Annotated in this window: 16 protein-coding genes; 7 read left to right on the forward strand and 9 right to left on the reverse strand. The window is 69.2% G+C overall.

Features of this window, described 5'->3' with window-relative positions:
- From ACI766_RS15395 to ACI766_RS15410, 4 genes are all read left to right on the forward strand, one after another.
- On the forward strand, positions 1-669 hold the full coding sequence (locus tag ACI766_RS15395) for an HAD family hydrolase (RefSeq protein WP_003103648.1): 669 nt from the start codon (positions 1-3) through the stop codon (positions 667-669).
- Positions 666-1,304, forward strand: coding sequence for a YdcF family protein (locus ACI766_RS15400; RefSeq protein ID WP_003088740.1), 639 nt, complete (start codon positions 666-668; stop codon positions 1,302-1,304). Before ACI766_RS15395 ends, ACI766_RS15400 begins: the two co-directional genes overlap by 4 nt.
- A gap of 148 nt (positions 1,305-1,452) precedes the next feature.
- Entirely contained in the window at positions 1,453-3,297 is a 1,845-nt protein-coding gene (locus ACI766_RS15405) for a copper resistance system multicopper oxidase (RefSeq protein ID WP_087823895.1), read from the forward strand.
- Positions 3,294-4,349: a copper resistance protein B gene (locus ACI766_RS15410; RefSeq protein ID WP_023131119.1), complete on the forward strand. Its 1,056-nt coding sequence runs from the start codon at positions 3,294-3,296 to the stop codon at positions 4,347-4,349. The genes ACI766_RS15405 and ACI766_RS15410 overlap by 4 nt, the downstream gene beginning before the upstream one ends.
- A 19-nt stretch (positions 4,350-4,368) precedes the next feature.
- Here ACI766_RS15410 and ACI766_RS15415 read toward each other — a convergent pair whose 3' ends face one another.
- From ACI766_RS15415 to ACI766_RS15450, 8 genes are all read right to left on the reverse strand, one after another.
- Complete coding sequence (locus tag ACI766_RS15415; protein ID WP_003088736.1) at positions 4,369-5,592, reverse strand: DUF2235 domain-containing protein; 1,224 nt, start codon at positions 5,590-5,592, stop codon at positions 4,369-4,371.
- A 202-nt stretch (positions 5,593-5,794) separates the two neighbouring features.
- Positions 5,795-6,976, reverse strand: coding sequence for an aminotransferase class V-fold PLP-dependent enzyme (locus ACI766_RS15420; RefSeq protein ID WP_003120247.1), 1,182 nt, complete (start codon positions 6,974-6,976; stop codon positions 5,795-5,797).
- Positions 6,977-7,121: 145 nt separating this feature from the next.
- Positions 7,122-8,732 (reverse strand): ABC transporter ATP-binding protein, encoded by a 1,611-nt coding sequence (locus tag ACI766_RS15425; RefSeq protein WP_034010721.1) that lies wholly within the window; start codon positions 8,730-8,732, stop codon positions 7,122-7,124.
- Between the two features lies 1 nt (position 8,733).
- A complete protein-coding gene (locus ACI766_RS15430; protein ID WP_003103639.1) occupies positions 8,734-9,750 on the reverse strand; it encodes an ABC transporter permease in 1,017 nt (338 codons plus the stop codon).
- A gap of 1 nt (position 9,751) precedes the next feature.
- Complete coding sequence (locus tag ACI766_RS15435; RefSeq protein WP_023086306.1) at positions 9,752-10,825, reverse strand: microcin C ABC transporter permease YejB; 1,074 nt, start codon at positions 10,823-10,825, stop codon at positions 9,752-9,754.
- Position 10,826: 1 nt separating this feature from the next.
- Positions 10,827-12,635 (reverse strand): extracellular solute-binding protein, encoded by a 1,809-nt coding sequence (locus ACI766_RS15440; protein WP_087824003.1) that lies wholly within the window; start codon positions 12,633-12,635, stop codon positions 10,827-10,829.
- A gap of 3 nt (positions 12,636-12,638) precedes the next feature.
- The gene (locus tag ACI766_RS15445; protein WP_034010715.1) at positions 12,639-15,596 is read right to left on the reverse strand and encodes a TonB-dependent receptor; all 2,958 of its coding nucleotides are present in this window, start codon (positions 15,594-15,596) and stop codon (positions 12,639-12,641) included.
- Positions 15,597-16,107: 511 nt separating this feature from the next.
- Positions 16,108-17,010 carry a LysR family transcriptional regulator gene (locus tag ACI766_RS15450; protein ID WP_003107805.1) on the reverse strand — a complete coding sequence of 301 codons (903 nt, stop codon included), beginning with the start codon at positions 17,008-17,010 and terminating at the stop codon, positions 16,108-16,110.
- Between the two features lie 140 nt (positions 17,011-17,150).
- Between ACI766_RS15450 and ACI766_RS15455 the strand changes: the two genes are divergently transcribed.
- The gene (locus tag ACI766_RS15455) at positions 17,151-18,536 is read left to right on the forward strand and encodes an MFS transporter (protein WP_043884908.1); all 1,386 of its coding nucleotides are present in this window, start codon (positions 17,151-17,153) and stop codon (positions 18,534-18,536) included.
- A gap of 6 nt (positions 18,537-18,542) precedes the next feature.
- On the opposite strand, the gene cynR is transcribed toward ACI766_RS15455, so the two are convergent.
- Positions 18,543-19,430: a transcriptional regulator CynR gene (gene cynR, locus ACI766_RS15460; RefSeq protein ID WP_003114874.1), complete on the reverse strand. Its 888-nt coding sequence runs from the start codon at positions 19,428-19,430 to the stop codon at positions 18,543-18,545.
- Positions 19,431-19,544: 114 nt separating this feature from the next.
- On the opposite strand from cynR, the gene cynT reads away from it, so the two are divergent.
- Together cynT and cynS are read left to right on the forward strand one after the other, a co-directional pair.
- Positions 19,545-20,207 carry a carbonic anhydrase CynT gene (gene cynT, locus ACI766_RS15465; RefSeq protein ID WP_003107081.1) on the forward strand — a complete coding sequence of 221 codons (663 nt, stop codon included), beginning with the start codon at positions 19,545-19,547 and terminating at the stop codon, positions 20,205-20,207.
- A gap of 39 nt (positions 20,208-20,246) precedes the next feature.
- Entirely contained in the window at positions 20,247-20,717 is a 471-nt protein-coding gene (cynS, locus tag ACI766_RS15470) for a cyanase (RefSeq protein WP_003088707.1), read from the forward strand.
- Positions 20,718-20,734: the final 17 nt, after the last annotated feature.

Genomic DNA, 20,734 nt, shown 5'->3' on the forward strand with positions numbered 1-20,734 from the left:
ATGGACGGCGTCCTGATCAGCTCCCGCGAAGCCATCGCCGCGGCCTGGAGCCGGGTCGCCGGCGAACAGGGCGTGGCGCTCGGCCCGGACTGCCTGCGCGACCACGTGCACGGTCGCCCGGGCGGCTACACCCTGGACTATCTGTTCGGCCACCTGCCGATGGAGCGCCGGCGGATCCTCAAGCAACGGGTCGATGCGCTGGAGGAAGGCGCCGACTGTCCCCTGCTGCCCGGCGTCGCCGCGGTGATCCGCCAGCTGCGTTGGCTGGACGTGCCCTTGGCGCTGGTCACCAGCAGTTGGCCGGCACGCATCGACCACGTGCTGCGCCAGCACGACCTGCAGGCGGCGTTCCGCACCCTGGTCAGCCGCGACGACGTGGTCCACGGCAAGCCGGCTCCGGATGGCTATCGCCTGGCCGCGGCCAGGCTCGGCGTGGCACCGTCGCGCTGCCTGGTGTTCGAAGACTCCCTCAGCGGCGTGCAGGCCGCCTGTGCCGCCGGCGCGACCTGCGTGGCGATCGGCGAGGAGAGCGGCCTGCTCGCCGCCGGCGCGCGCTGGTCGGTCCGGGATTTCCGCGAGCTACGGATCGTCCGCGAAGACGACCGGCTGTACTGCCAGCATCGGCACCCCGCCACGACCGGCAGCGAGAGGAGCGTTGGCGTCCCATGAGCCCGACCCTGCAAGATGCCCGGCTGCTCTGGGACTTCCTCGGCCAGGGCCGCTGCCATGTGCCCTGCGAACTGCTGGTGGTATGCGGCTCCTACGACCTGCGAGTCTGCGACCACGCCTGCGAACTGCTCGAACGCGGCCTCGCCGAACGCCTGCTGTTCACCGGCAACACCGGGCACTGGACGCGCCATCTCTGGGTCGAGCCGGAAGCCGAGCTGTTCGCCCGCCATGCCAGGGCACGCGGGGTAAGCGACAGCCTCATCGTGATCGAGCCGCGGGCGACCAACTTCGCCGAGAACATCGCCTTCGCCCGCGAGCTGTTCCCCGACCTGCGCCGCGCGACCTTCGTCACCAAGCCCAACTCGATCCGCCGCGTGGCGCTGACCCTGCCGGTCCGCTGGCCGGGTCTGGAGGGACACGTGGATGCGCCCGACTACGCATTTCCCGACGGCATCTCGAACCTGGTCGGCGTACTCGGGGTGATCGACGAGATGGTCGGCGACCTTGACCGCATCATGCGTTACCCGGCGCTGGGCTTCCAGGTCGCCTGCCCGATCCCGGCGCAGGTCATGGACGCCTGGGAACGCCTGGTGGCGCGCGGTTTCGACCGCCACCTGGTGAACCCGCCGCGCTGAGCTGACAGCACTGTAATCTTCCCCACAGCTTGCCGACAGGCGCGCGCCGCTAGGGTGTCCGCATCGCCGCACCGCCCTGGCGGGGCCGCGACCTCCCGGCTGCGCAGGCTCGCGCAGTCCGTCCTGCCACCTGCGTGGAAACCAGCGGATGCACAGAACTTCGCGACGCACCTTCGTCAAAGGCCTCGCCGCCACCGGTCTGCTCGGCGGACTGGGTCTCTGGCGCGCCCCGGCCTGGGCCCTGGCCGGGCCGGGCCAGCAGAACCTGCTCGCCGGCGACAGTTTCGACCTGTTCATCGGCGAGACCCCGGTGAACCTCAGCGGCTCGCCGGCCACCGCCATGACCATCAACGGTTCGCTGCCCGGCCCGACCCTGCGCTGGCGCGAAGGCGACAACGTGACCCTGCGGGTGCGCAACCGCCTCGCCGAGGACACCTCGATCCACTGGCACGGCATCATCCTGCCGGCCAACATGGATGGCGTGCCGGGCCTCAGCTTCGAGGGCATCGCTCCCGGCGGTCTCTACGAATACCGCTTCAAGGTCCGGCAGAACGGCACCTACTGGTACCACAGCCACTCGGGGCTACAGGAGCAGGCCGGGGTCTACGGCGCCCTGGTGATCGACGCCCGCGAGCCGGAACCGTTCAGCTACGACCGCGACTACGTGGTGCTGCTCAGCGACTGGTCGGACGAGAAGCCGCAGCGCATCCTCGCCAAGCTGAAGAAGCAGTCCGACTACTACAACTTCCACAAGCGCACCGTCGGCGACTTCATCGACGACGTCAGCGCCAACGGCTGGGCCGCGACCCTGGCCGACCGCAAGATGTGGGCCGAGATGAAGATGAGTCCCACCGATCTCGCCGACGTCAGCGGCTACACCTATACCTACCTGCTCAACGGACAGCCGCCGGACGGCAACTGGACCGGCCTGTTCCGCCCCGGCGAAAAGCTCCGCCTGCGCTTCGTCAACGCCTCGGCGATGAGCTATTTCGACGTCCGCATTCCCGGCCTGAAGATGACCGTGGTGGCCGCCGACGGACAGCACGTCGAGCCGGTCAGCGTCGACGAGTTGCGCATCGCCGTGGCCGAGACCTACGACGTGATCGTCGAACCGGGCGGCGAGCACGCCTATACCCTCTTCGCCCAGTCCATGGACCGCAGCGGCTACGCCCGCGGCACCCTGGCGCTGGCCGAAGGGCTTAGCGCGCCGGTGCCGACGCCCGATCCGCGCCCGCTGATCGGCATGGACGACATGGGCATGGGCGGCATGGACCACGGCGCCATGGGGCATGGCGCGGCGACGAGGCCCGCCAGCGAGATGGACCATTCGAAGATGTCGGGCATGGACATGAATGGCATGGACCATTCGAAGATGGCCGGCATGGACATGAACGGCATGGACCACTCCAAGATGGCCGGCATGGACCACTCCAGGATGGGCATGGACACCATGCCGATGCAGTCCCATCCGGCTTCGGAGGACGGCAACCCGCTGGTCGACATGCAGACCATGACGCCGACACCGAAGCTCGCCGACCCCGGCCTCGGGCTGCGCGACAACGGGCGGCGGGTGCTGACCTACGCCGACCTGCGCAGCCGCTTCGCCGACCCGGACGGCCGCGAACCGGGGCGCACCATCGAGCTGCACCTGACCGGGCACATGGAGAAGTTCGCCTGGTCCTTCGACGGCATCAAGTTCTCCGACGCCGAGCCGCTACGCCTGACCTACGGCGAGCGCCTGCGGATCGTCCTGGTCAACGACACCATGATGACCCACCCGATCCACCTGCACGGCATGTGGAGCGACCTGGAGGACGAGCAAGGCAATTTCCTGGTGCGCAAGCACACCATCGACATGCCGCCGGGCACCCGCCGCAGCTACCGGGTCACCGCCGACGCCCTGGGACGCTGGGCCTATCACTGCCACCTGCTGTTCCACATGGAGATGGGCATGTTCCGCGAAGTGCGGGTAGACGAAGGAGACAACGCATGAGCCGCCAGCCGAAACCCGCCCGCCTGGCCGGCGGTGCCCTCGCCCTGGGTCTGCTGCTGGGCCTGCCGAATCCCGTCGAGGCCGCGCAGGACAATGGCATGGACCACTCGGCCATGGACCACGGCGCGATGCCTGGCATGGACCACGGCCAGAGGACCTCCGCCCCGGCGAAACCCATGGACCACCAGGGGATGGGGCATGGCCGGATGCCGGGGATGGACCACGGCGCCGCATCGCCCGCCCCGGCACAGCCCATGGAGCACCAGGGAATGGACCATGGCCGGATGCCGGGGATGAGCCGCGCTGCGCGGCAACCTCCGGCGCAGGCCGCGCCCAGCCAGAGCCGTACGCCGATCCCGGTGCCGACCGAGGCCGACCGCCGTGCCGCCTTTCCGCCGCTGGAGGGGCACAAGGTGCACGACAGCGCGCTGAACAGCTTCTTCCTGCTCGACCAGTTGGAATACCAGGACGCCGACGACGGCAGCGCGCTGGCCTGGGACGCCAGCGGCTGGATCGGCGGCGACATCAACCGCCTGTGGCTGCGCAGCGAAGGCGAACGGCTCGACGGCAAGACCGAGGACGCCGAGGTCCAGGCGCTGTTCGGGCACGCCATCGGTCCCTGGTGGGACCTGGTCGCCGGCGTGCGCCAGGATTTCAAGCCCGGCTCGCCGCAGACCTGGGCGGCGTTCGGCGTGCAGGGCCTGGCGCTCTACGACTTCGAGGCGGAAGTCACCGCCTTCCTCGGCGAGAACGGCCAGAGCGCGCTGCGCCTGGAGGGCGAGTACGACATCCTGTTGACCAACCGGCTGATCCTCCAGCCCAGCGCCGAGGTCAACCTGTACGGCAGGAACGATCCCGCCCACGGCATCGGTTCGGGCCTTGCCGATAGCGAGCTGGGCCTGCGCCTGCGCTACGAGATCCGTCGCGAGTTCGCGCCCTACATCGGGGTGACCTGGAACCGCTCCTACGGCAACAGCGCCGACCTGGCCCGCGCCGAGGGCGAGGACGACGACGAGGCGCGCTTCGTCGCCGGTATCCGCATGTGGTTCTGAACGCGATCGCGGCCAGCCGCTAGCGGTAGCCGTCGAGCAACGGCGAATCGTCGATGAGGTCGCAGCGTTCCAGCGCTGGCAGGTTGCACGGCCGGTAGTCGGGGCATTCGTCCAGCCGCCGCTGCACCGAACGGTGCAGCTTGACCCGGGTTTCCTGCCCGACCGGTTCCAGCGGCCGCGAGCGCGGCCGGCCACGCGACCAGCGCCAGGCGCGGTTGCCGCTGCGGCGGTCCCAGACCAGCAGCGGCAGCCACTCGGCCAGGCGCCAGGGCCGGGTCATCACCGGCAGGATCGGCGCGGTCGGGTCCGGGCCCTGCTTCGAACGTGCGCGCAACTGGTCGCGGCTGCGCGCCGGGTCGACATGCAGGCCGGCCTCCAGCGCCTCGCCGAGCATCCAGGTAAAGGCCACCAGAGCCAGCCGCGAGTCCTTCGGCGCATAGCCACCGCCGACATCGGAGTGCATGCCGGGGAACCACACCTGCAACACGTCGGACTTGCGGTCCTTCTCGCCGAACCAGAGGTTCTGCCGGAAGAAGCAGCGGCATTCGTCGATGGCCAGGGCCTGGCGGACCACGTCGACCATTTCGTTGTTCGAGGAATACGGCACGGTCAGCGGGTCGTAGACCCAGCCCACCGAGGTCACGGTGTCGAACAGGCCGAGGAAATGCACCTTCACCTGCCGGCCGAAGACCTTGCGGAAGCGTCCCAGCAGGCCGAAGTCCGGTCCGCGGCGACGCGTGCCGGCCCGCTTGTCTTCGTCGCGGGGCGGCATGCGGGTGGTGAGCAGGGTCCAGGCGTAGTCGAAGAGGTGCGGCTGATGCGCATCGATCAGGCCCACCGCGCGCAGCATCGCGGCCAGCACGCGCACCGCGTAGGCCCCGCGGGAAAAGCCGAAGAGGAATATCTGGTCGCCGGGCCGGTAGTGCTCGGCGAGGAAGCGATAGGCGCCCTCGACGTTGCGCTTGAGCCCCCAGCCGAAGGCCAGGCCGGCGATCCGCGAGGGAAACTTCTGCCACTCGAACAGGGTTTCCTTCAGGCCGAAGGTGCCGACGCCCTGGTCGTAGTAGGCCAGCACCCTGCGCGGATCGCGCGACAGCGAGCGGTAGAGGCGCACCACGTTGGTCGGCTGGTCGCCGAAGCGGTTCGAGGTTCCGTCGATGCAGACCACCAACTGGCGCGGCGCGTCGTTGTCCTGGGCGCTGCCGGCAGGCGGCAAGGCGGAATCGGGGGAGAGATCGTCCATTGGGCTCACGCAGGCAAAGCCTGACTTCCGTCGGCGGTGGATGGGAATGGCGACGCATGATACCCAACCTGGATGATCCGCCAAGCGCACATTGCCGGGAAATGGCGGCAAAGACGAAAAGCCCCTGGAGCCGCAGGGCGAATAACCGCTTCGCGGTTATCCGCAGCCCCTGGCTTCGGCGAGGGCGGGTCGAGCCGGCCGCTCAGCCTGCCCTGGATACCCCGAGGAACGGCTGCCACGCCGGCGCGCCACTATCCGCCGCGGCCTTGAGGGCGGCCACCGCCGCGTCGACGTCGGCCTCGCGGGTGTAGCGACCGAGGCTCAGGCGCACGCTGCGGCCAGCGCTGGCGGCATCGTGGCCGAGGGCGAGAAGCACGTGGGACGGCGCCGGCCGCGCCGAGTTGCAGGCCGAGGTGCTGGACACCGCCAGGCTGGACTCCAGTGCCTGGGGGACAAAGGCCGGGTTGTCGAAGGTCAGGTTCAGGGTATGCGCGATGCGTGCGTCGGCGCTGCCGTTCAGGCGCCAGCCGTCGATCTGCGCCAGCCCCTCCAGCAGACGCCGCTGGAGTCCGGCGATGCGCCTGCCCTCCTCCTCGAAAAGCTCGCCGGCGAGGGCGAAGGCCTCGCCCATACCGACGATCTGGTGGGTCGCCAGGGTCCCGGAACGCAGGCCCTGCTCGTGTCCGCCGCCGTGGATCTGCGCCTTCAGCCGCCGCTCGGCGCGCGGCCCGACGTACAACGCGCCGATGCCCTTGGGCCCGTAGGTCTTGTGTGCGGAGAACGACATCAGGTCCACCGCCAGGCGGCCCAGGTCGATCGCCACCTTGCCGCTGGCCTGCGCCGCGTCGACGTGGAACAGCGCGCCGCGCTCGCGCACCCGTTCGCCGATGGCGGCGATGTCGGTCAGGGTGCCGAGTTCGTTGTTGACCCGCATCAGCGACACCAGGCGGGTATCGGCGCGCCAGGCCGCCTCCACCTGTTCCGGCCGGATCAGGCCATCGGTGCCGGGCGCCAGCCAGGTCACGCTCCAGCCGTCATCGGCAAGTTGCTGCACGGTGTCCAGCACCGCCTTGTGCTCCAGGCGACTGGTGATCAGGTGGCCGGGTGCGTCCAGCGCCTGGGCCACGCCCTTGAGGGCCAGGTTGTTGGATTCGGTGGCGCCGGAAGTCCAGACGATCTGCCCGGCGCTGGCGCCGACCAGCGCGGCCACCTGCTCCCTGGCCCGCTCCACTGCCCGCCGCGCCTGGCGGCCGTAGGCATGGGAATTCGACGCGGGATTGCCAAAACACGCCTGGTAGCCGAGACACTCCACCATGGCCCGGATCACGCGCTCGTCCACGGGCGTGGTGGCGGCGTAATCGAAGTACAACGGTAACGAACTCATCGCATTCCCCCAATCGATCGGACGGACCCGGAAGCCGACATGGCTCCTTGTCCCTGACGGGCCCGCAGGCCGATCTTAAGAAAAGCGCCGGGGCGTCTGGAAAGAACCTTTCGGAACATCCTTAGAGTCAGCATGGTTTCCCGCCTCAGATTCCCAGCCCGGCCACCCGCAGATGCTCTTCCAGGCGCAGCGCGGGTATCGCTCCGAGCAACTCGCGGGTATAGGGGTGGCGCGGCTGGCTGAACAGCGCAGCGGCGCTGCCCTGCTCCACCACCCGGCCGTCCTTGAGCACCAGGATGTCGTGGGCCAGGGCGCGTACCACGGCCAGGTCGTGGCTGATGAACAGGTAGCTCAGCCCGTGGCGACGCTGCAACCGACGCAGCAGCTCGACCACCTGGCACTGCACGCTGCGGTCGAGCGCCGAGGTCGGTTCGTCGAGCAGGATCAGCGCCGGCTTCAGCACCAGCGCGCGGGCGATGGCGATGCGCTGGCGCTGGCCGCCGGAAAACTCGTGGGGATAGCGTTCCAGGCAAGGCTCGTCGAGACCGACCTCGCGCAGTGCCTCCAGCACCCGCGCGCGGCGTTCGCCGGCATCGCCGATGCCATGGATACGCAGGCCTTCGCCGACGATCTGTTCCACGCTAAGGCGCGGGTTGAGGCTGCCGTAGGGGTCCTGGAACACCGCCTGGAACTGCCGGCGCAATGGCAACAGGCGCTTGCCGTGCAGCCGGTCGAGGCGCTCGCCCTGGAACAGGATCTGCCCTTCGGCCGGCAACAGGCGCAGCAGCGCCTGGCCGAGGGAGGACTTGCCCGAACCGCTTTCGCCGACGATCCCCAGGGTGCTGCCACGGCGCAGCCGCAGGCTGACCTCGTGCACCGCGCGCAGTCCCGCGCGCCGGCGCAGCCAGCCGCCGGGCGCGGGGTAGTCGAGGCTCAGCGCGCGCACCTCCAGGCAGGTCTCGCGGCACGCCACCGGCTCCGCCAGCCCACCCGGCTCGGCCTCGATCAGCAGGCGCGTGTAGGGATGCCGGGGCGAGCGGAACAGCGTCTCGCAGGCGTTCTCCTCGACGATCTGGCCATCGCGCATCACGCAGACCCGATCGGCGACCCGGCGCACCAGGTTGAGGTCGTGGCTGATCAGCAGGATCCCCATGCCCAGCCGTCGCTGCAAGCTTTGCAGCAGCTCCAGGAGGCGTTTCTGCACGGTGACGTCGAGAGCTGTGGTCGGTTCGTCGGCGATCAGCAGTTGCGGCTCGCAAGCCAGCGCCATGGCCAGCATCACTCGCTGTCGCTGGCCGCCGGAGAGCTGGTGCGGATAGGCCTCGAGCAGGCGTCGCGGCTGCTCGAGGCCGGCCAGTTCGAGCAGTTCCAGTACCCGCCCGCGCAGCGCGGCGCCACGCAGGCGGCGATGCAGGCGCAGGCCCTCGCCGACCTGGCGGCCGATGCGCTGCAATGGATTGAGCGAGGTCATCGGCTCCTGGAACACCATGCCGATGCGCTGCCCACGAATCGCCAGCAATGCCTGCGGCGACAGGGCGAGCAGTTCCTCGCCGTCCAGGCGCACGCTGCCGCCCAGGCGCGCCGCGCCCGGCAGCAGGCGCAGCAGGGCGTGGGCGGTCTGCGACTTGCCGGAGCCGGACTCGCCAACCAGGGCCAGGGTCTCGCCGGCGCGCAGGCTGAAGTCGATCCCCTTCACGACCTGCGTGTCGCCATAGGCGACGCTCAGGTTTTCCACTCGCAACAGTTCCCGGTTCATCTCATGTCCTCGGATCGAAGGCGTCGCGCACCGCTTCGCCGATGAACACCAGCAGGCTGAGCAAGGTCGCCAGGACCACGAACACGGTCAGCCCGAGCCAGGGCGCCTGGAGGTTGTCACGGCCCTGCCCGACCAGTTCGCCAAGGCTCGGCGAGCCGGGCGGCAGGCCGAAACCGAGGAAGTCCAGGGCGGTCAGGGTGGTCACCGCGCCACAGAGCAGGAACGGCAGGAAGGTCAGGGTCGCGACCATGGCGTTGGGCAGGATGTGCCGGAACATCACCCCGGCGTCGCCGAGGCCGAGGGTCCGCGCCGCCTTGACGTACTCCAGGTGACGACCGCGCAGGAACTCGGCGCGAACCACGTCGACCAGGCTGGTCCAGGAGAACAGCAGCATGATCGCCAGCAGCCAGCCGACCCCGGGCTGCACCAGGCTGGCGAGGATGATCAGCAGGTAAAGCATCGGCAGACCCGACCAGACCTCGATGAAGCGCTGGCCGAACAGGTCGATCCAGCCGCCGTAGTAGCCCTGCACCGCGCCGGCGCAGATTCCCAGCAACGACGAGGCCAGGGTCAGGCCGAGGGCGAAGAGGATCGACAGGCGCAGGCCGTAGATCACCCGCGCGAGCACGTCGCGGCCCTGGTCGTCGGTGCCCAGCCAGTTCTCCGCCGAGGGCGGCGCCGGCGCCGGGCGCGCGTAGTTGATGCTGCGCGCGTCGAAGCGGATCGGCGGCCACAGCGCCCAGCCGTCGCGGGCGATGCGTTCGCTCATGAAGCGGCCGCGGTAGTCCGGCGGGAACGGCAGCTCGCCGCCGAAGGCGGTTTCCGGATAGTCCCGCAGCACCGGCAGGAACCACTGGCCACGGTATTCCAGCAGCAGCGGGCGGTCGTTGGCGATCAGCTCGGCGAACAGGCAGGTGACGAACAGCGCGAGGAACAGCCGCAGCGCCAGGCGCCCGCGGCGGTTGGCGCGGAACGCGGCGAGGCGGCGGCGGTGCAGCGGGGAAAGGACGATGGCCATCTCACTGTCTCCTCGCGGCGAAGTCGATGCGCGGGTCGACCAGGCTGTAGGCCAGGTCGCCGGCCAGCTTCACCAGCAACCCGAGCAGGGTGAAGATGAACAGGCTGCCGAACACCACCGGGTAGTCGCGGCCGAGCGCCGCTTCGTAGCCCATCAGGCCGAGGCCGTCGAGGGAGAACAGCACCTCGATCAGCAGCGACCCGGTGAAGAACACCGAGACCAGCGCCGCCGGCAGCCCGGCCACCACCAGCAACATGGCGTTGCGGAACACATGGCCGTAGAGCACCCGGCGCTCGCTGAGCCCTTTGGCGCGAGCGGTGGCGACGTACTGCCTGGATATCTCGTCGAGGAAGCTGTTCTTGGTCAGCAGGGTCAGGGTGGCGAAACCGCCGACCACCAGCGAACCCACCGGCAGCGCCAGGTGCCAGAGGTAATCGGCGAAGCGCGCCAGCGGGCCGAGGCGCTCGGCGCCCTCGGAAGCCAGGCCGCGCAGGGGGAACCAGTCCAGGTAGCTGCCGCCGGCGAACAGCACGATCAGGACGATGGCGAAGAGGAAGCCGGGCACCGCATAGCCGACCACCACCAGCGCGCTGCTCCACAGGTCGAAGGCGCTGCCGTGGCGCACCGCCTTGGCCACCCCCAGGGGAATCGACACCAGGTAGGTGATCAGTGTCGCCCACAAGCCCAGGGACAGCGAGACCGGCAGCTTCTCGGCGATCAGGTCGATGACCCGCGCGTCGCGGTAGAAGCTCTCGCCGAAATCCAGCCGGGCGTAGCTCGACAGCATCAGCCAGAGCCGTTGCAGCGGCGGCTTGTCGAAGCCGTACTGGCGCTCCAGGGCGGCCACCAGCTGCGGATCGATGCCGGTCTCGCCGTGGCGCTGCGGTTCCAGAGCGCCATGCCCACCCTCCCCGCCACGCCCCAGCGGACCGCCGCCGTCGACGCCCTGCAGGCGCGCGATGGCCTGATCCACCGGCCCGCCGGGTGCGGCCTGGACGATGGCGAAGTTGATCAGCAGGATGCCCAGCAGGGTCGGCAGGATCAGCGCCAGGCGGCGCAACAGGTAGCCGCCCATGTCACTGCGCCTCCCGGCTCGGCGCGGCCCGCTCGCGGACTTCCCACCAGGTGTTCAGCCCCAGGCTGTAGCGCGGCGCCTGCGGCGGTCGGCCGAAGCGATTCCAGCTGGCGATCCAGACCTCGTCGGAATACCAGGTCGGGATCAGGTAGTAGCCCCATTGCAGCACCCGGTCGAGGGCGCGCACGGCGGTTTCCAGGGCGGCCCGCGAGTCGGCCTCGACCACCGCCTGGACCAGCCGGTCGATGGCCGGGTCCTTCAGGCCGATGCGGTTGTAGCCGCCGGGATCGGCGTAGCTGGAGGAATGCCAGAAGCTGTACTGCTCGTTGCCCGGCGAATTGGACTGGGAGAAGCTCGAAACGATCATGTCGTAGTCCCGCGCACGTATGCGCTCGATGTATTGCGAAGCGTCCACCTGGCGCAGGCGCATATCGATGCCGATCCGCACCAGGTTGCGCTGGAACGGCAGCAGCGCGCGCTCCAGGCCCTTGCCCTGGAGCAGGAGGTCGAAGCGCAGCGGCCGTCCGGCGGTATCCAGCAGGCGCCCGTCGACGGCATGCCAGCCGGCCTCGCCGAGCAGGCGGTAGGCCTGCACCAGGCGCTCGTGGATATCGCCGCTGCCGTCGTTCACCGGCGGAGCGTAGGCCTGGCCGAAGACCTCCTCGGGGATTTGCCCGCGCAGCGGCTCCAGCAAGGCCAGCTCGTCGGCGCCGGGCAGGCCGCGGGCGGCCATCTCCGAGTTGTCGAAATAGCTGCGCAGGCGCTTGTAGCGACCGCCGAAGAGCTGCCGGTTGGTCCATTCGAAGTCGAACAGCAGGCTCAGCGCCTGGCGTACCCGGCGGTCCTCGAACAGCGGCCGGCGCAGGTTGAACACCAGGCCCTGGAGGCTGGCCGGGTACGGGTAGGGAAAGCTCTCCTGGCGCAACCGGCCATCGCGCAGGGCCGGCGAGTCGTAGCCGCTGCTCCAGGCCTTGACGCTGGTCTCGACATTGATGTCGGCCTGCCCGGCCTTGAACGCCTGCAAGGCCACGCCGCTGTCGCGGTAGTAGTCGAAACGGATCCGCTCGAAGTTGTACAGGCCACGCCCGACCGGCAGGTCGCGAGCCCACCAGTCGGGGTTGCGCCGGTAGCTCACCGAACGCCCCGCCTCGGCCTTCTCCAGCCGGTAAGGTCCGCTGCCCAGCGGCGGCCGCATGCTGCTGCGGTTGAAGTCGCGTCCCTGCCACCAATGCCTGGGCAGCACGTAGAGCTGGGCCAGCACCAGCGGCAGTTCGCGGTTGCCGGCATGACGGAAATCGAAGCGGATGCGCAGGCGATCCTCCACCACCGGCTCGCGGACCTCCTTGTAGTAGGCGCGCCAGAACGGGCTGCCCTGCTCGACCAGGCTATCGAAGGAAAACTTCACGTCCTCGGCGGTGACCGCCACGCCGTCGCTGAAGCGCGCCCGCGGATCGATATGGAAACGCACCCAGCTGTTGTCCGGGGCTTTCTCGATGTAGCGCGCCAGGTAACCGTATTCGGTGAACGGCTCGTCCAGTGACTGGAAGCCGAGGGTTTCGTAGATCAGCGCGGCCTGGGTCATGCTGATCGGCGTGCCGCGGTTGGCGAAGGGGTTCAGCGTGTCGAAGCTGCCGCTTTCCATCCGCCGCAGGCTGCCGCCCTTGGGCGCCTGCGGGTCGACGAAGTCGAAGTGCTGGAAACCCGGCGGATATTTCGCCGGCTCGTCGTAGAGCGTGATGGCATGGCGCGGCTCGCTGCGAGCCAGGCTGGCGAGCAGGCAGCAGGCGAAGACCAGGATGCGTCCGGGCATGGCTCAACCACCGAAGTGATAGCTGAAGTCCAGCCACCATTGGCGGCCCATGGCGTCGTAGTTGCCGGTGGGATAGTACGGCCAGCCATCGGAGTCGTCCTCCTTGATCTGGTCGAGCAGGTTGTTCACCGTCAGGCCGACGCTGGCGCGTTCGTTGAGCCGGTAGCGGGCGCTGGCGTTGAACACCGTCCACGGGCTCAGGCGCCCGCTGCCAGCGGCGTTGGTAACGCTGCCGTAGCGCACCGCGAAGAGCGTCGAGGTGAACTGTGCGTAGTCCCAGGTCAGGCTGGCGTTGAGTTTGCTGCGCCAGTCGTGGGAGTCGAGGCTGTCGCGCTGGTTCTCGCTGGGGTAGTCGTCGGACTGCTTGTAGTCGTGGGACAACACCAGGGTGTAGCCGAGGGTCGAGGAGAAGGCGCCGTAGTCGCCGGCGCCCCAGCGGATGTTGCTGCGCAGGTCGATGCCGCTGGTGCGCTCCTTGGCCGCGTTGATGGCATTGACGTAGACCTTGTTCAGGCGATTCGGGTCGACGCTGGCGTCGCCGGCGTTGCGCTCGACCCGCGCCAGGGTGTCGCGGCACTGCGCCGAGTCCGGATCGAGCCCGCCGCTGCGGCAGGCCGCCTCGTCGCGCAGCAGTTTGTCCGGATCGAGGGTGGTCAGCAGGTCATCGATCTGGATGTGGTAGTAGTCGGCGGAAAAGTCGAACCTGCTCGACGGCGACCAGACGAAGCCGTAGCTCCAGTAGCGCCCGCGCTCGGACTTCAGGTCGGGCGTGCCGCTCTGCACGTAGTCGACCCGGCCGTTCTTGCAGGCGCCGTCGACGCCTTTCTCGCAACCGTAGTAGTCCTTCTGCGCCGGGTAGTAGCCGTTGGCGTCGGCCTGGTAGATGTAGTTCAGGTCCGGCGCGCGGAAGCTGGTGCCGTAGCTGCCGCGTAGCAGCAGGCTGGTCAGCGGGCGCCACTCCAGCCCCAGGTTGTAGGTGGTCTGCTCCTCGGTGCGACCGCTGAACCTGTACTGGTCCCAGCGGCCGGCGGCGGACGCCAGCAGCGTGTCGTGCAGCGGGATGCTGAATTCGCCGCCGGCGGCGTAACGGTCGCGCGAGCCGCCGGAGCTGCTGGCCTTGGAGACGTTGTAGAGAGAGCCGTCGTTGTATTGCGAGTCGGGACGGATCCTGTAGCCCTGCTTGCCCACCTCCAGCACGCCGGCGAAGGCCACCGGGCCGGCAGGCAGGTCGAACAGCTCGCCGTTGCCGGTGAAGCTGTAGGTCTGCGAGTAGGACTCGCTGTGCTGGGTCACGTTGCGCCGCAGGCTGCGCCACTCTTCCTCGCTCAGCGGACGTCCGAGGCGCGCCGGATCGGGATCGTAGACCGGGTAGCCGTCGCGTTCGCCGAGCTTGCGGCCCAGGTACAGGTCGAGGATCCCGGCCGCCGGGGTGTAGCGGGTAGTGCGGTCGCTGTGGTACTCGGAGCGGGTCGCGGCCAGTTCGTATTCCCAGGAAGTATTGGCGACGCGGTCGCTGTAGCCGAGGGTGCCGGTCCAGGACACCTCGCGCCACTTGCTGTTGTTGCTGCTCTTGCCGCCGATCTCCTCGGGCGAGAACAGCCGGTACCAGCGCTCCAGGTCGCCGCTGGAGGCATTGATGAAGTCCGGCGAGGTGAAGGACGGCCCGCGGGTATTGTTCTGCAGGTGGTCGAAGCCGAACAGCAGGTCGGCGAACAGCTTGCCGCTGTCGCTCAGGTGCCAGGTGCCGCCGGCGTAGCCGTCGTAGTTTTCCTTCTTGGTCTGTAGGGTCCAGTAGTTGTTGTAGTACTGGTCGGTCATGCAGCGATAGCCACCCCTGGCGCCCGGCACCGGCGCCACGTTGCCGCCGAACAGGCCGCCGAGGCCGGCGCAAGAGGCGTCGCCGAGGTAGCGTCCGCTCTGCGGATTCAGCCGGTAGCCGACGTTGTTGCCGTCCGGGTAGCTGTCCATGAAACCGCGCTGGTTGGCCCAGACCGGCTGGCGCTGCTCGACCTGCAGGCCGAACAGGCCTTCGAAGTCGCCCGTCGCGCCGCCGCCGACCAGTTGCAGGCGCTGGTTGTCGCCGCCGCCGCGCTCGGTGGTGCCGGCGCGCAGGTTGACGTCGACGCCATCGAATTTCTTCTTCAGGACGATATTGACCACCCCGGCGATGGCATCCGAGCCGTAGATCGCCGAGGCGCCGCCGCTGAGGATCTCGATGCGGTCGATCATGACCGCCGGGATGTTCGCCAGGTTGGTGAAGTTCACCGAGCCGCCATAGGCGGTCGGGTAGTCGGCGACGCGCCGGCCGTTGATCAGCACCAGCGTGTGGTTGGGGCCGAGATCGCGCAGGTTGAGGGCGTTGGCCGCCGGTTGCCAGGTGTTGCCGTAGTCCTCGCCCTGGGTCATGCCGGTGTTCTGGGTCTGCGTCTGCAAGGCCTCGAAGACGTTGCGGTAGCCACGGTTCTGGATTTCCTCGCTGCTGATCACCGTGACCGGCGACGGCCCTTCCTGCTGGGCGCGGGGAATCCGCGAGCCGGTCACCACCACCCGCTCCAGGGTCTGCTCCGCTTTCGCCGCCAGCGGCTGCACCTTCGCCGCCGGTACGGCCGCGCGCAGCGGCGCGGCGGAAATCACCGCGCCGCGCTCGGAACGGCGGAACTGCAGGCCGCTACCGCGCAGGGCCTGTTCCAGGGCCTGGTCGACACTCAGCGGACCGCGCACCGCCGGCGCCTGCCGGCCGCGCACCAGCGACTGCTCGAAGGAGATCAGCAAGCCGCTCTGTCGCGAGATGCCCAGCAGCACCTGGTCCAGCGGGCCGGCGGCGACGTCGAAGGTGAGCGCCTTGGCGGCGGGCGCGGGCGTCTCCGCACGTGCCTCCGGCGGCGCGGCCAGGGCCGCCGCGAGCAGCGCGGCCAGGGCCAGGCTGGAAGGCAGGCGTGTGGATGGAGCATGGTGCGGCATCGTTCGGTTCCCCCCGAAAACATGGTTTCCAGGGGATGAGCGATGAGCGCGGGAGATTTGCAGGGCAGGCTTGGAACGCTTTGTTCTGAGCTTATAAGCGCGGGCGAATAGGCATAGCGGCGGATAACGCCTCCGGCGTCATTCGCCCCACCCGACTATCTTCCCCCAGCTCCGCTACCAGCCTTACCCCGCGTAGGGCGAATAGCCGCTTGCGGCTATCCGCCGGTTCAGGCACGGCGTATCGGCGGATAACGCCTCCGGCGTTATTCGCCCTACCCGACAATCTTCCCCAGCTCCCCTACCGGCCTTGCCCCGCGTAAGGCGAATAGCCGCCTGCGGCTATCCGCCGGTTCAGGCACGGCGTATCGGCGGATAACGCCTCCGGCGTTATTCGCCCTACCCCAAAATCACCCCCAAGCTCGGCTACCGGCCTTGCCCCGTGTAGGGCGAATAGCCGCCTGCGGCTATCCGCCGGTCCGAACACGGCGTTATCCGCCCTGCCGCCCTCGGGTCAGTATGTCAGCGCCCCGCACCAGTGCGCGCTCTTCAGTTCCTCGTAGAGCGCGCCGATCTTCAGCGAGCACTGCCGCGACGGCGGGTAGATCAGCGACACCGGGCACAGCGGCGGTTCGAACGGCTGGAGGATGCGTACCAGTCGACGCCGGCGGATCGCCTCCTCGGCCATGAAGCCCATCACCTGGACGATGCCCTGGCCGACCAGCGCCGCGTCGACCAGCGCGTCGGCCACGTCCAGCACCAGGTCGCCGCGCACCGCCAGGCTCAGCGGCTGGCCGTCGCGCTGGAACTGCCATTCCAGCAGCTTGCCGGTGTGCAGGTCGCGCACCGTCGGGCAGTTGTGCCCGGCGAGTTGCTCCAGGCGCTCCGGCGTGCCGTGACTGCGCAGGTATTCCGGCGACGCCACCGTGACCCAGCGCAACGCCGCCAATGGCCGGGCGATCAGGCGCACGTCGCCGACCCGACCGAGACGCACGGCGGCGTCGAAGCCTTCCTCGGTGAGGTCGACCAGGCGATCGGTCATCGCCGCCTCGATCTGCAATTGCGGGTAGCGCCGCGTCAGTTCGCGCAGCACCGGCATGATCACGATCCGCCCGAGCGCCTGCGGGGTGGTGATCTTCAGCGGACCGCTCGGCGCGCACTGGCGGTCCACCAGCAACTTCTCGACTTCCTCCAGTTCCGCCAGCAAGGGTGCGCAGCGCTCGTAGAACAGCTGGCCGTCCGGGGTCAGGCTGACGCTGCGGGTGGTGCGGTGCAGCAGACGCACGCCGAGTTCGGCTTCCAGCCGGCCGATGGCGCGCGACAGGCCGGACTGGGTCAGACCGAGAGAAACGGCGGCCTGGGTGAAGCTACGGGTCTCGGCCACGCGGGCGAGCAACTTGACGGCATTCAGGTCCATGGCGATCTCATCGATGATTATTTTCATCAGTGAAAGGACGGAGAGGCTATTTATCACGATTCCAGCATGAGAAACACTGGCCGCGCCCAACCCAGACCAGGAGTCCCGCCGTGACGGACCGTGCCGCCCCTTCCAACTGGATGCTCGCCCTGCTCGCCTGCGCGCAACTGATCATCGCCCTCGACGCCACCATCGTGTTCGTCGCCCTGCCGGAAATCAGCCGGGCGCTGGATTTTTCGGCGCAACGCCTGCAATGGGTGGTGAGCGCCTATACGGTGGCCTTCGGCGGCTTCCTCCTGCTCGGCGGGCGCGCCACCGACCTGCTCGGCCGGCGCCGCATGTACGTCCTCGGGCAAAGCCTGTACGCCCTCGCCTCCCTCGCGGGCGGCCTGGCCCAGAGCGAGTTGCCGTTGATCCTCGCCCGCGCCGTGCAGGGCCTGGGTGGCGCGCTGCTGTTCCCGGCGACCCTGGCGCTGATCGGCAATCACTTCGCCGAGGGCCCGGCGCGCAATCGTGCCCTGGCGATCTGGAGCATCGCCTCGGCGTTCGGCCTGGCCCTCGGCTCGGCGCTCGGCGGCGCGCTCACCGAGCTGTTCGGCTGGGCCTCGATCTTCCTGGTCAACGTGCCGCTGGCCGGCGCCGCGGCGCTGCTCGCCCTGCGCCTGATCCCGGCCGACGCCCGGCGCCAGCGCGGTCGGCGCTTCGACCTGGCCGGCGCGCTGACGGTCACCGCCGGCGCCACCCTGCTGGTCTTCGCCCTGGTCCAGGGCCCCGAGTCGGGCTGGGATGCGCCCTCGGTACGTTTCGGACTTTACCTTTCCGTCCCGCTGCTACTGGCGTTCCTCGCCATCGAACACTACAGCCGCGACCCGCTGATGCCGCTGCGCCTGCTGGGCAACCGCAACCTGCAGGTGGCGATGCTGCTGACCGCGATCTTCATGAGCAGCTACGGCGTGCAGTACTACTTCCTGGCCATCTACTTCCAGTCGGTGTACGGCTACAGCGTGTTGCAGACCGGCCTGGCGTTCCTCCCGGCGACTCTGCTCTGCACCCTCGGTATCCGCGTCGCCGAGCGCCTGCTGGCCCGCCACGGGGCACGCGCGACGCTGGTCGCCGGCCTGCTGCTGGGCGCACTCGGGCTCGGCCTGCTGGCAGCGTGCCTGCCGCTGGGGCGCGGCTTCCTGGCGCTGCTGCCGGCCATCGTGATCCTCAGCATCGGCCAGGGCATGACCTGGACCGCCATGTGGGTGAGCGCCGCCAGCGGCGTCGATCCCGCCGAACAGGGCGTCGCCTCGGGGATGGCCTCGATGACCCAGCAGATCGGCGGCGCGCTCGGCCTGGCCCTGCTGGTGGCGCTGGCCAACGCCCAGGTGCGCGGCGCCGATGCCGCCAGCCTGCTGGCCAGCCAGGCGCGCGGCATCGAATGGGTGACCGCGCTCAGCGCCCTGCTCGCCCTGTTCGGCGCCGCCCTGGCCTTGCGGCTGCGCCGTGAGGAACCCGCGGCGTTGCAGCCGAGTCGCGGCTGATCCCGCTCAGGCGTCGCCCAGCTCGGCGCCGAGTTCCAGCGCCAGGGCCTGGAAGGCCAGGCGCGCGGCACCGGGGTGGCTGCCCTGGCGCCAGAACAGCGCTACCTGGCGGGTCGGCAACGCCGGCCGCAGCGCCACGCAGCGCAACCCGGCCTGCTGGCGCGCCACCGCCTCCGGCAGGATGCTGGCCAGTCTTCCGCGGCGAACCACGTCGACGATGGCGCTGATCGAGTTCGCCTCCAGCGCCACCCGCGCCGTCACCCCTTGCTGGCGCAGGTAAGCGTCGATGTGCCGGCGCGTGGCGAAGTCGTCGCGCAACAACGCCAACGGCAACTCCGCCAGCGCTGCGGCGGCCAGCGGCGCGTCCGCCGCCGGGTGTTCCGCCCCCAGCACCAGGCCCAGGCGCTCCAGGTAGAGCGGCTGGCTGTCGATCTCCACCGAACCCGGCTCGCTGAAGGCCACACCAAGGTCCAGGCGATCGTCGATCAGCGCCGCCTCCAGGGCGTCCTGGGGCAACTCCTCGAGGCTCAACTCGATGCCCGGATAGCGCTGATTGAACGGATCCACCAGGGCGCCCACCAGATAGCAGGTGAAGGTCGGCGTCATGCCCAGGCGCAGGCGGCCGCGACTGAGGTCGCGCACCTCGTGGATCGCTCGTTGCGCCGCTTCCAGCTCGCGCAAGGCACGCCGCGCATGAAGCAGGTACAGCTCGCCGGCATCGGTGGGACGCACGCTCCTGCCGGAGCGGTCGAGCAATTGCACGCGCAGTTGCTCTTCCAGTTGCCGCACCTGCTGCGACAGGGTCGGCTGCGAAACGTGCAGCGCCTCGGCGGCGCGGGTGAAGTTGCGATGCTCGGCGACAGCGAGCAGGTAGCGCAGGTGGCGAAGCAGCATGGAAACATCCAACTATAGACCAGACCAATGACTGGAATAATAAACCGGTCTTGGACCCTATGGCTCAATCCGCGCATCCTGGCCCCACCATTCGACGGCCAGGAGCCCAGCGCCATGCGTGACATCATCGACGGCTTTCTCCGCTTCCAGCGCGACGCCTACCCGGCGCGCTCGCAACTGTTCAAGTCCCTGGCCACCCGGCAAGCCCCCAAGGCACTGTTCATCGCCTGCTCGGACAGCCGGGTGGTCCCCGAACTGCTGACCCAGCGCGAGCCCGGCGAACTCTTCGTGATCCGTAATGCCGGCAACATCGTCCCCGGCTACGGGCCGCAGCCCGGCGGGGTCAGCGCCTCGGTGGAATACGCGGTGGCGGTGCTCGGGGTCGGCGACATCGTGGTCTGCGGCCACTCGGACTGCGGCGCGATGGGCGCCATCGCTTCCTGCGCCTGTCTCGACCAGCTGCCGGCGGTGGCCGGCTGGTTGCACCACGCCGAGGCCGCACGGGCGATGAACAGCGCCCACGAACACGCCTCCGAGGCGGCGCGGCTGGACGCCCTGGTGCGGCACAACGTGATCGCCCAACTGGCCAACCTGCGCACCCACCCCTGCGTCGCCCGCGCCCTGGAGCAGGGTCGGCTGAACCTGCACGGCTGGGTCTACGACATCGAAAGCGGCCGCATCGACGCCCTCGACGGCGCCAGCCGGCGCTTCGTCTCCCTCGCCGAGCATCCCGAAGTGCGCGCGGTAGGCGGCGAACCCGGGCAGGCGGTCGCCTGAATCCCTTCCCTCACAACCACCCGCAAGGAGAGTCATCTCATGCAACACAGCCAAGTGTCCCCCAACGCGCGCCAGCAACTGGCCGAGACCGTGGTCCTGAACAAGGCCCGCCTGGGCCTGTCCTGGCAGGACCTGGCCGACGGCACCGGTCTCGCCCTGACCTTCGTCACCGCCGCCCTGCTCGGCCAGCATGCCCTGCCAGAGGCGGCGGCGCGCAAGGTCGCCGCCCAACTCGGCCTGGACGACGACGCGGTGCTCCTGCTGCAAAGCATCCCGCTGCGCGGCAGCATTCCCGGCGGCATTCCCAGCGACCCGACCATCTATCGCTTCTACGAGATGCTGCAAGTCTACGGCAGCACCCTGAAGGCGCTGGTCCACGAACAGTTCGGCGACGGCATCATCAGCGCGATCAACTTCAAGCTGGACATCAAGAAGGTCGAGGACCCGGAAGGCGGCTCGCGGGCGGTGATCACCCTCGACGGCAAGTACCTGCCGACCAAGCCGTTCTGAAGCGTCGCGCCGCCCGG

Source organism: Pseudomonas sp. DL (assembly GCF_047199225.1).
In the GTDB taxonomy this organism is placed as follows: Bacteria; Pseudomonadota; Gammaproteobacteria; order Pseudomonadales; family Pseudomonadaceae; genus Pseudomonas; species Pseudomonas aeruginosa.

Excerpts from the sequence above, each read along its gene's own strand:
- cynR (WP_003114874.1), bottom strand. The coding sequence starts at position 19,430 with ATGCTGCTTCGCCACCTGCGCTACCTGCTCGCTGTCGCCGAGCATCGC.
- ACI766_RS15405 (WP_087823895.1), top strand. The coding sequence starts at position 1,453 with ATGCACAGAACTTCGCGACGCACCTTCGTCAAAGGCCTCGCCGCCACC.
- ACI766_RS15455 (WP_043884908.1), top strand. The coding sequence starts at position 17,151 with ATGCTCGCCCTGCTCGCCTGCGCGCAACTGATCATCGCCCTCGACGCC.
- ACI766_RS15415 (WP_003088736.1), bottom strand. The coding sequence starts at position 5,592 with ATGGACGATCTCTCCCCCGATTCCGCCTTGCCGCCTGCCGGCAGCGCC.
- ACI766_RS15450 (WP_003107805.1), bottom strand. The coding sequence starts at position 17,010 with ATGGACCTGAATGCCGTCAAGTTGCTCGCCCGCGTGGCCGAGACCCGT.
- ACI766_RS15410 (WP_023131119.1), top strand. The coding sequence starts at position 3,294 with ATGAGCCGCCAGCCGAAACCCGCCCGCCTGGCCGGCGGTGCCCTCGCC.
- ACI766_RS15400 (WP_003088740.1), top strand. The coding sequence starts at position 666 with ATGAGCCCGACCCTGCAAGATGCCCGGCTGCTCTGGGACTTCCTCGGC.
- cynT (WP_003107081.1), top strand. The coding sequence starts at position 19,545 with ATGCGTGACATCATCGACGGCTTTCTCCGCTTCCAGCGCGACGCCTAC.
- ACI766_RS15445 (WP_034010715.1), bottom strand. The coding sequence starts at position 15,596 with ATGCCGCACCATGCTCCATCCACACGCCTGCCTTCCAGCCTGGCCCTG.
- cynS (WP_003088707.1), top strand. The coding sequence starts at position 20,247 with ATGCAACACAGCCAAGTGTCCCCCAACGCGCGCCAGCAACTGGCCGAG.
- ACI766_RS15430 (WP_003103639.1), bottom strand. The coding sequence starts at position 9,750 with ATGGCCATCGTCCTTTCCCCGCTGCACCGCCGCCGCCTCGCCGCGTTC.
- ACI766_RS15425 (WP_034010721.1), bottom strand. The coding sequence starts at position 8,732 with ATGAACCGGGAACTGTTGCGAGTGGAAAACCTGAGCGTCGCCTATGGC.
- ACI766_RS15435 (WP_023086306.1), bottom strand. The coding sequence starts at position 10,825 with ATGGGCGGCTACCTGTTGCGCCGCCTGGCGCTGATCCTGCCGACCCTG.
- ACI766_RS15395 (WP_003103648.1), top strand. The coding sequence starts at position 1 with ATGGACGGCGTCCTGATCAGCTCCCGCGAAGCCATCGCCGCGGCCTGG.
- ACI766_RS15440 (WP_087824003.1), bottom strand. The coding sequence starts at position 12,635 with ATGCCCGGACGCATCCTGGTCTTCGCCTGCTGCCTGCTCGCCAGCCTG.
- ACI766_RS15420 (WP_003120247.1), bottom strand. The coding sequence starts at position 6,976 with ATGAGTTCGTTACCGTTGTACTTCGATTACGCCGCCACCACGCCCGTG.